General features: G+C 72.9%; 6 protein-coding genes. 3 read left to right on the forward strand and 3 right to left on the reverse strand.

Features of this window, described 5'->3' with window-relative positions:
• Complete coding sequence (locus EYQ95_RS22670; protein ID WP_132330821.1) at positions 1-726, reverse strand: phosphatase PAP2 family protein; 726 nt, start codon at positions 724-726, stop codon at positions 1-3.
• Positions 704-1,978: a flavodoxin-dependent (E)-4-hydroxy-3-methylbut-2-enyl-diphosphate synthase gene (gene ispG, locus EYQ95_RS22675; protein ID WP_132330823.1), complete on the reverse strand. Its 1,275-nt coding sequence runs from the start codon at positions 1,976-1,978 to the stop codon at positions 704-706. Before ispG ends, EYQ95_RS22670 begins: the two co-directional genes overlap by 23 nt.
• A gap of 105 nt (positions 1,979-2,083) precedes the next feature.
• On the opposite strand from ispG, the gene xseA reads away from it, so the two are divergent.
• Entirely contained in the window at positions 2,084-3,445 is a 1,362-nt protein-coding gene (gene xseA, locus EYQ95_RS22680) for an exodeoxyribonuclease VII large subunit (protein WP_132330825.1), read from the forward strand.
• Positions 3,442-4,869, forward strand: coding sequence for an aldehyde dehydrogenase family protein (locus EYQ95_RS22685; RefSeq protein WP_132330827.1), 1,428 nt, complete (start codon positions 3,442-3,444; stop codon positions 4,867-4,869). Before xseA ends, EYQ95_RS22685 begins: the two co-directional genes overlap by 4 nt.
• A 25-nt stretch (positions 4,870-4,894) precedes the next feature.
• Here EYQ95_RS22685 and EYQ95_RS22690 read toward each other — a convergent pair whose 3' ends face one another.
• Positions 4,895-7,753 (reverse strand): EAL domain-containing protein, encoded by a 2,859-nt coding sequence (locus EYQ95_RS22690; RefSeq protein ID WP_132330829.1) that lies wholly within the window; start codon positions 7,751-7,753, stop codon positions 4,895-4,897.
• A 151-nt stretch (positions 7,754-7,904) separates the two neighbouring features.
• Between EYQ95_RS22690 and EYQ95_RS22695 the strand changes: the two genes are divergently transcribed.
• Positions 7,905-8,459 (forward strand): RNA polymerase sigma factor, encoded by a 555-nt coding sequence (locus EYQ95_RS22695; RefSeq protein ID WP_132330831.1) that lies wholly within the window; start codon positions 7,905-7,907, stop codon positions 8,457-8,459.
• The last annotated feature ends 155 nt before the right edge of the window (positions 8,460-8,614 follow it).

The following is an 8,614-nucleotide window of genomic DNA, read 5'->3' on the forward strand; positions in this document are numbered from 1 at the left end:
TCAGCCGTCCCGTCGCAGCCTGCGGCGGTGCAGGTGCAGGCCACCGCGCATGGCCAGGTGGACGCCGAGCGTCCAGGCCAGCGCCGCCGCCCAGCCGGCGGCGATGTCGGAGGGATAGTGGACGCCGAGGTAGACGCGCGAGGCGCCCACCCCGAGCACGAACAGCACCGCCGCCGCGAGCACCGGCCAGCGCGCCCGCGTCGGCCAGCACAGTACGACCAGCACGCAGGCCAGCGTGGCCGAGCCCATGGCATGGGCGCTCGGGAAGCTGTAGGTCGGCTCCGGCGCGATGGAATCCCACAGCGCCGGCCGCTGGCGCTGGAAGGAGTGCTTGGCGACCAGGTTGAGCAGGCCGGAGCCCGCGGTGGCGACGGCGACGAAGGCGGCATCGGCCCAGCGCCGCCGCAGGACCAGGCCCAGGGTGAGCAGGATGTCGGCCGGCACCACGCCCCAGGCGAAGCCGAGCGCGGACAGGACCAGGAACGCCGTGTCGAGGCCCGGCCCGGAGGCCGCGTGTGCCAGACGCATCAGCGGGATGTCGGCAGCGAAGGGCTCGCCCTCCAGCACGTCCTCGGCGAGCTCGCCGAAGGCCCACAGTGACAGCGCGATGCACGCGAAGACGAGGACCAGCGCCGGCCCGCTGCGCCCGAGCAGGCGCAGCGCCTGGACGATGCCGGCGGACACGCGGCCGGCGACGACGGCTTCAGGCCGCGCGCCCGGCGCCATAGTGCCGTTCGACGTAGGCGTCGATCAGCGCGACGAACTCCTGCGCGATGTTCTCGCCGCGCAGCGTCACCGTCTTCTCGCCGTCCTCGAACACCGGCGCGGCGGGGGCTTCGCCGGTGCCCGGGAGCGAGATGCCGATGTTGGCGTGGCGCGATTCGCCCGGGCCGTTCACCACGCAGCCCATCACCGCGAGCGTGAGGTTCTCCGCGCCGGGGTGCGTGACCTTCCACTCGGGCATCTTCGCGCGCACGTGCTCCTGCACGGTCTGGGCGAGTTCCTGGAAGAACGTGCTGGTGGTGCGGCCGCAGCCGGGGCAGGCGGTGACCATCGGCGTGAAGGCGCGCAGGCCCATGGTCTGCAGCAGCTCCTGGGCGACGATGACTTCCTGCGTGCGCGACGCGCCCGGCTCGGGCGTGAGCGAGATGCGGATGGTGTCGCCGATGCCTTCCTGCAGCAGCACGCCCAGCGCCGCGCTGGAGGCGACGATGCCCTTGCTGCCGATGCCCGCCTCGGTCAGGCCCAGGTGCAGCGCGTAGTCGCCGCGCGTGGCCAGCTCCCGGTAGACGGCGATGAGCTCCTGCACGCCGCTGACCTTCGCGCTCAGCACGATGCGCTCGGCCGGCAGGCCGAGCTCGACGGCGCGGTCGGCCGAATCCAGCGCGCTGCGGATCAGCGCCTCGCGCAGCACGCGCCCGGCATCCCAGGGCACCGCGCGCCGGGCGTTCTCGTCCATCAGCGTGGCCGCCAGCGCCTGGTCCAGCGAGCCCCAGTTCGCGCCGATCCGCACCGGCTTGCCGTAGCGGATGGCGAACTCGATCAGCTGCGCGAACTGCAGGTCCTTCTTCTTTCCGAAGCCGACGTTGCCCGGGTTGATGCGGTACTTGGCCAGCGCCTCGGCGCAGGCCGGCTCGCCGGCCAGCAGCTGGTGGCCGTTGTAGTGGAAGTCGCCGATCAGCGGCACCTCGATGCCCATCATCGCCAGGCGGTCGCGGATGCGCGGCACGGCGGCGGCGGCCTCGGGATTGTTCACCGTGATGCGCACCAGCTCGCTGCCGGCACGCCAGAGCTCCGCCACCTGCCGGGTGGTGGACTGCACGTCGGCGGTGTCGGTATTGGTCATCGACTGCACGACCACCGGTGCGCCGCCACCCACCTGCACGCCACCGATGACCACCCCGCGCGTCAGGCGCCGGGGTTGCGGCCCGAAGGGCGGTTCGGCGGGCGGGCGGGCGGTGTCGAGCTGGGCGTTCATGCCGCCGATTCTACGGGCTGGCGCTGAATCGACGTCCCCGGCCGCCTTCGCTTTCCCTTCGCCGCCGCCGGCGCTAACGTGGCCGGCCGCCCGCATCCACCGCGCATGGACACCGCCGAACGCACCACCCCCGTGTTCTCGCCCAGCCAGCTCAACACGCTGGCGCGCGACATGCTGGAGAGCACGTTCGGTTCGGTCTGGATCGAAGGCGAGCTGGGCAGCGTCTCGCGGCCGGCGTCGGGGCACCTGTACTTCACGATCAAGGACGCCCGCGCGCAGATCCGCTGCGCGATGTTCAAGCCCAAGAGCAGCTGGCTGCGCTTTGCGCCCCGCGAGGGGCTGCGCGTGCTCGGGCGCGGCCGCCTGACGCTGTACGAGGCGCGCGGCGAGTACCAGCTGGTGCTCGACCACATGGAGGAAGCCGGCGAAGGCGCGCTGCGCCGCGCCTTCGACGAGCTCAAGGCACGGCTGGCCGCCGAAGGCCTGTTCGACCCCGAGCGCAAGCGGCCCCTGCCGGCCTTCCCGACGCGCATCGGCGTGGTCACCTCGCCCACCGGCGCGGCCATCCGCGACGTGCTCAGCGTGCTGGCCCGCCGCTTCCCGCTGCTGGAAGTGGACGTGTTGCCGGTGCAGGTGCAGGGCGCGGGCGCGGCCGCGCAGATCGTCGACATGCTGCAGCGCGCCGGCGCCAGCGGCCGCTACGACGCACTGATGCTCACGCGCGGTGGCGGCTCGCTGGAGGACCTGTGGTCCTTCAACGAGGAGGTCGTGGCCCGCGCGGTGGCGGCCAGCCCGGTGCCGGTGGTCTGCGCTGTCGGCCATGAGACCGACTTCTGCCTGGCCGAATTCGCCGCCGACCTGCGGGCGCCCACCCCGTCGGTCGCCGCCGAGCTGCTGGTGCCCCACCGCGAGGACCTCGCACGCCGCCTGGCGGCGCTGCAGCGACGCCTGCACGGCGTGCAGGCGCACCGGCTGCGCGCGGCCATGCAGCGCGCCGACCGCGCCGCCCTCAAATTGCACGCGCTGCGGCCGCAGGCCCATGTGCAGATGCTCTGCCGCCGGCAGGCCGAGGCGTTCCGGCGCCTGGACGCCGCCTGGCAGCGCCGCCTCGAACGCGAGCGCGCGCGCCTTCGCCATGCCGACGCCGTGCTGCGCGCGCGCCATCCCGCACGGCGCCTGCAACGGCTGCGCGAGCGCCTGGCGGCCCTGTCGAACCGTCCCCAGGCCGCCATCGCACGGCGGCTGGCGCACCACGCGCTGCAGCTGCGCGGGCTGGCCCGCTCGCTGGAAGCGATCAGCCCGCTGGCCACGGTCGCGCGCGGATACTCGATCCTGCGCCACGAGGACGGCCGCGTGGTGCGTCGCGTCGACGACGCGCGGCCGGGCGAGCGCGTGGCCGCGCGCCTGGCCGACGGCGAGCTGGTGCTGCGCGTGGAAGGCGCGCTGCCTGCCGAGGCCGCGCCATGACGGCGCCGCGCCCGCTCTACCTCGCCGGCCGGCCGCAGGCGACGGGCGCCACGCTGGAGGTGTTCGACACCTGGTCCGGCGAACGCGCCGCCGTGGTGAACGCGGCGGATGCGGACACCGTCGAGCGCGCGATCGCCGCGGCGCACGATGCGCGCGACGCCATGGCCGCCCTGGCGCCCTATGCGCGACGCGACGTGCTCGAGCACTGCGTCCGCCGCTTCCTGGAACGCCGCGAAGAGCTCGCGCAGTTGCTGTGCACCGAGGCGGGCAAGCCCATCCGCGACGCGCGCGGCGAGGTCGACCGGCTGGTCGACACCTTCCGCATCGGCGCCGGCGAGGCGACGCGCATCGGCGGCGAGGTCATCGAACTGCAGGTCTCAGCGCGTGCCCGCGGCTATCGCGGCATGACCAGGCGCGTGCCGGTGGGTGCCTGCAGCTTCATCACGCCCTTCAACTTTCCGCTCAACCTCGTGGCGCACAAGGTCGCGCCGGCCGTCGCGGCCGGTTGTCCCTTCGTGCTCAAACCTTCCGAGCGCACGCCGCTGGGCGCGCTGGCCATCGCGGGGATCCTGGCCGAGACCGACCTTCCGCCGGGCGCGTTCTCCGTACTGCCCTGCAACGCCGCGGTCGCCGCGCCGCTGGTCGAGGATGCGCGCATCGCGATGCTCAGCTTCACCGGCGGCCCCGTGGGCTGGGACCTGCGCGCACGCGCAGGCCGCAAGAAGGTCACGCTCGAGCTGGGCGGCAATGCCGCGTGCATCGTCGATGCCGACCCCGGCCGTCCGCTGGAACACGTCGCGCATCGCCTGGCATTCGGCGCCTACTACCAGAGCGGGCAGAGCTGCATCAGCGTGCAGCGCGTCATCCTGCATCGCGACGTCGCCGCCGCGCTGGTGCCGCTGCTCGTCCAGCGCGTGCGTTCCCTGCGCGCCGGCAACCCGCACGACGAGGACACCGACATCGGCCCCGTCATCGACACGGCGTCCGCGGACCGCATCGAGGGCTGGGTGCATGAGGCGATCGACGCCGGCGCGCGCGTGCTGGTGGAAGGCCGCCGCGAACGCACACTCATAACGCCGTGGCTGCTGGCGGACGTGCCGCGCGAGTGCCGGCTCTACCGCGAGGAGGTCTTCGGCCCGGTGGCCATGGTGGAAACCGTGGACTCGTTCGACGCCGCGCTCGACCGCGCGAACGACTCCCGCTACGGCCTGCAGGCCGGCGTGTTCACCGCGCGCCTGGACCATGCCATGCGCGCCTGGGAGCGGCTCGACGCCGGGGGCGTGGTCGTCGGCGACGTGCCGAGCATGCGCGTGGACGCGATGCCCTACGGCGGCGTCAAGGACTCGGGCATCGGCCGCGAGGGCGTGCGGTATGCGATCGAGGAGATGACCGATACCCGCCTCCTGGTGATCCGCGACCCCTGACCCCGGCTCCGCGGCACGCGGTGCCTCAGCCGACCAGGCGCTCGACGCGGTCCACGTGTTCCACCAGTTCCGGCAGGGGCCGCCCGTACAGATAGCCCTGGCCGAGCGTGCAGCCCAGTTCGCGCACCACCTGCTGCTGCTGCAGGTTTTCGATGCCCTCGGCGACCGTGTGCATGCCCAGCGAGCCCGACAGCGCCTGGATGGCACGCACCACGGCCTCGCTCTCGTGCCGCGTATCGCTGCTGAGCCCTGCGATGAAGCTCTGGTCGATCTTCACGCACTCGATCGGGAACCGGTGCAGGTACGACAGCGCCGAGAAGCCCGTACCGAAGTCGTCCAGCTGTGCCAGCACGCCGTGGCGGCGCAGCGTGCTGAGCATGTTCAGCACGCGCGGCGCCTCGTCCAGCAGCGCGCCCTCGGTGATCTCGATGCGCAGGCGATGCGGGTCTGCCCGCGCCCGGTCCAGCAGGCGCAGCAGGCGGTCCGCGAAGCCTCCGTCGCGGAAATGGCGTGGAGACACGTTGACGGAGATGTAGCCACCGGCGGTGTGCGCGATGCGGTCGGCCACCTGCGCGTAGACCAGCCAGTCGACCTCCTCGATCAGCGAGCTGTTCTCCCCTACCCCGACGAAGGATGCCGGCGTGAGCAGGCCGCTGCTGGCATGGCTCCAGCGCAATAGGGCCTCGTGGCCCACCACGCCGCGGTCGGCCAGCCGCACGATGGGCTGGTAGAAGGCGACGAAGCCCTCGCCGTTGATGGCGCGGCGCAGGTCGGCCTCCAGGTCGAGGAGGCGCAGCGCCTCCTCCCGCATGGCTTCGTCGAAGGTCGCCCAGCGCCCGCGGCCCGCCGCCTTGGCGCGGTACATGGCCGCATCGGCATCGCGGAGCATCTCCGCGCCCGTGCGGTAGCGCGGGTGCCAGAGCGCGATGCCGATGCTCGCGGACGGAAAGACCTCCCGGCCGGCGACCCACCAGGGCTCGCCGAGCGCATCGAGGATGCGATCGGCGAGTTCCTGGGCGACGTGCAGGCTGTCGAGGTCCCGCACCAGCACCGCGAACTCGTCGCCCCCGAGACGGGCGACGATGTCGCGCGCACGGACGGCGCCGCCGATGCGCCGGGCCGCTTCCATCAGCAGCTCGTCGCCGGCCGAATGGCCCGCACTGTCGTTGATGAGCTTGAAGCGGTCGAGGTCGAGGAACAGCACCGCGAACAGCCGGCGATCGTGCGTGGACTCGATCGCCTCGCCCAGGCATTCGAGCAGGTGGCTGCGATTGGGCAGGCCGGTGAGCGCGTCGTGGCGGGCCTGGTGGGTCAGGCGCTGCTCGGCGCGAAGGCGCTCGCCGATCTGCGCCAGCAGCTCGCGGTTGGCGCGCGCCAGCTCGCGGGTGCGCGCCTCCACGCGCTGCTCGAGATCCGAGTGCGCCTGCACCAGCTTCTCCTGCGCGAGCTTGCGCGACAGGCCGATGCCGATGTGGTTGGCCACGAAGGTGAGCAGCTCCTGGTCGCGGTGGTCGAAGCTCACGTCCGGCGTGTAGCTCTGCACGGCGATGGCGCCGACGACCTGCTCCTCGCGGTACAGCGGGACGCCCAGCCAGCAGTGGGCCAGCGAGCCGCGGCTGATCAGCAGGCCCTCGTGCATCATCGCGTTGATGCGCGCGCGGTCGACCAGCAGCGGGCGCTTCTGCGTGAGCACGTACTCGGTGAGGCCGAAACCGAGCGGCCGGCTCTGGCGCCGGCCATCGCGCTCGTCGATGGAGTACGGGAACTCCAGGTGTTCGCCGTCGTCGGCGATCATCGCGATGTAGAAGTTCTTCGCGTACAGCAGGCCGCCCACGATCTCGTGGACCTCGCGGTAGAAGTCGTCCAGCGAGCGGCTGGTCATCGTCAGGTCGGCGATGCGCAGCAGCGCACGCTGGAGCGCCTCGGCGCGCTCGCACTCCTCGATCCGCGCCTGCAGCTCGGCGTTCGCCTCCTGCAGCGCGCGGGTGCGCTCGGCGACGCGGCGCTCGAGGTCCTCGCGGACGAAGTGGCGGTCGAGTGCGGTGAGGATGTGCTGGGCGATGAAATCCAGCAGCGCCCGCTCTTCCTCGCCGTACACGTTCGCGCGATCGTAGCTCTGCACCACGATCGCGCCGCAGACGCGGTCGTCCCGGCGCATGGGCACGCCCAGCCAGTCGTCGCTGTCGGGGCCGTGCGACGGGTCGCGCGGCACGCCCAGCCGCCGCCTCACGTCCTCCGACGTGCCGCGCACGGCCTCGCCCTTCTTGAGCAGCGCCACCGTCAGGCTGTTGGGCAGGTCCGCAACGGGCATGTCGAGCGTGACGTCGGGCTGCCACGGATCGCGCTCGTCGGCGAAGTACAGGAAGCGCAGCGTGTCGCGCTCGGGGTCGTACAGCACGATGTAGAAGTTGGCCGCGTACATCAGCCCACCGATCACGTGGTGGACCATGCGCAGCATGTCGGGCAGCTCCAGATCGGAGCCGGCGAGATCGGCGATCTCGTACAGCGCCTGCTGGAGCCGCTCGCTCTTCTCCAGCGACTCCGCGCGGCGGTGCGCGGCCTCGGCCTCGATGTGGGCCGCGAGCAGCCCGCGGGCCATCTCGGCCCAGGTCGCGCGCACCTCGCGGGAGACGGGCGATGCCAGGCGGGCCACGACGGCGGCGCGCCGCCCCTGCGGCAGCGGCCAGCTCTCGGCGATCAGCTCGGGCCCGGCCGGAAGCGGCGCGTGGAACCCGAGAAGCCGGGTGGCGAGTTCGCCCAGGTCGCCGCCCGCGCCGGGCGAAGCCGCCTCGCCGGTGCCCAGCCGGTCGCGCCAGCAGGCGACAAGCTCGGCGCCGACGGGAAGGCCGCAAGCCAGGGCAGCGACGAGATCGCGCCGCAACATGCCTCGCTGTGCGCCCTCGGGCGGCTCGGGTGTATGCACTCGGGAAATCCCCTGTTGCCCGCCCGGAGAATACGTGATCGGGCCCGCCAGGGAACGGTGGGCGCGACGGCCGCTCTGTACCCGGCAGGATCGGCTGCGTACCCTGCCGGCGATGGATGGCCCCGCCCCCCGCACCGACGAGATGCTGATGCTGGACTGGGCAGCCGGCGACCTGTCCGCGTTCGAGGCACTCTACGGCCGCCACAAGGGCCCGCTCCACCGCTTCCTGCGCCGGCAGCTGCGCGATCCGGCGCTGGCCGACGAGCTGTTCCAGGACGTCTGGCAGAAGGTGATCGCCGCACGCGGCGGCTGGCGCCCCGAGGCCGCATTCAGCACCTGGCTCTACCGCATCGCCCACAATCGCGTGGCCGACCACTGGCGCGCCGCGCGCCATCGCCCCGCCGCGCCGGCCGACGCGGAGCTGCGGCTGGAGGCCATCCCCGACCCCGAAACGCCCGAACGGACGTTGAGTGACTTCGAGCAGCGACGCCGCCTGCAGCGGGCGCTGGACGAGTTGCCCGACGAGCAGCGCGAGGTCGTGCTGCTGCGGCTGGAGCAGGAGCTCACCCTGGAGCAGATTGGCGAGATCACCGGTGCCGGCCGCGAGACCGTGAAGTCGCGCCTTCGATACGCGATGGACAAACTGCGCGCGAGACTCCGCCCATGACCGCCCGACCGCCCTTCGACGACGACGCGCTCAGTCCCGAGGAACGGGCGCTGGCCGCGCGGCTGGCGGCGGACGACGCCGGCGGCGGCCCGTCGGCGGCGCTGGACGCGCGCATCCTCGCGGCGGCGCGGGCCGCGGCCGCACCGGGCGGCGCG

The organism is Lysobacter sp. N42 (assembly GCF_004344885.1).

Excerpts from the sequence above, each read along its gene's own strand:
- EYQ95_RS22690 (WP_132330829.1), bottom strand. The coding sequence starts at position 7,753 with ATGTTGCGGCGCGATCTCGTCGCTGCCCTGGCTTGCGGCCTTCCCGTC.
- EYQ95_RS22685 (WP_132330827.1), top strand. The coding sequence starts at position 3,442 with ATGACGGCGCCGCGCCCGCTCTACCTCGCCGGCCGGCCGCAGGCGACG.
- xseA (WP_132330825.1), top strand. The coding sequence starts at position 2,084 with ATGGACACCGCCGAACGCACCACCCCCGTGTTCTCGCCCAGCCAGCTC.
- EYQ95_RS22695 (WP_132330831.1), top strand. The coding sequence starts at position 7,905 with ATGGATGGCCCCGCCCCCCGCACCGACGAGATGCTGATGCTGGACTGG.
- ispG (WP_132330823.1), bottom strand. The coding sequence starts at position 1,978 with ATGAACGCCCAGCTCGACACCGCCCGCCCGCCCGCCGAACCGCCCTTC.
- EYQ95_RS22670 (WP_132330821.1), bottom strand. The coding sequence starts at position 726 with ATGGCGCCGGGCGCGCGGCCTGAAGCCGTCGTCGCCGGCCGCGTGTCC.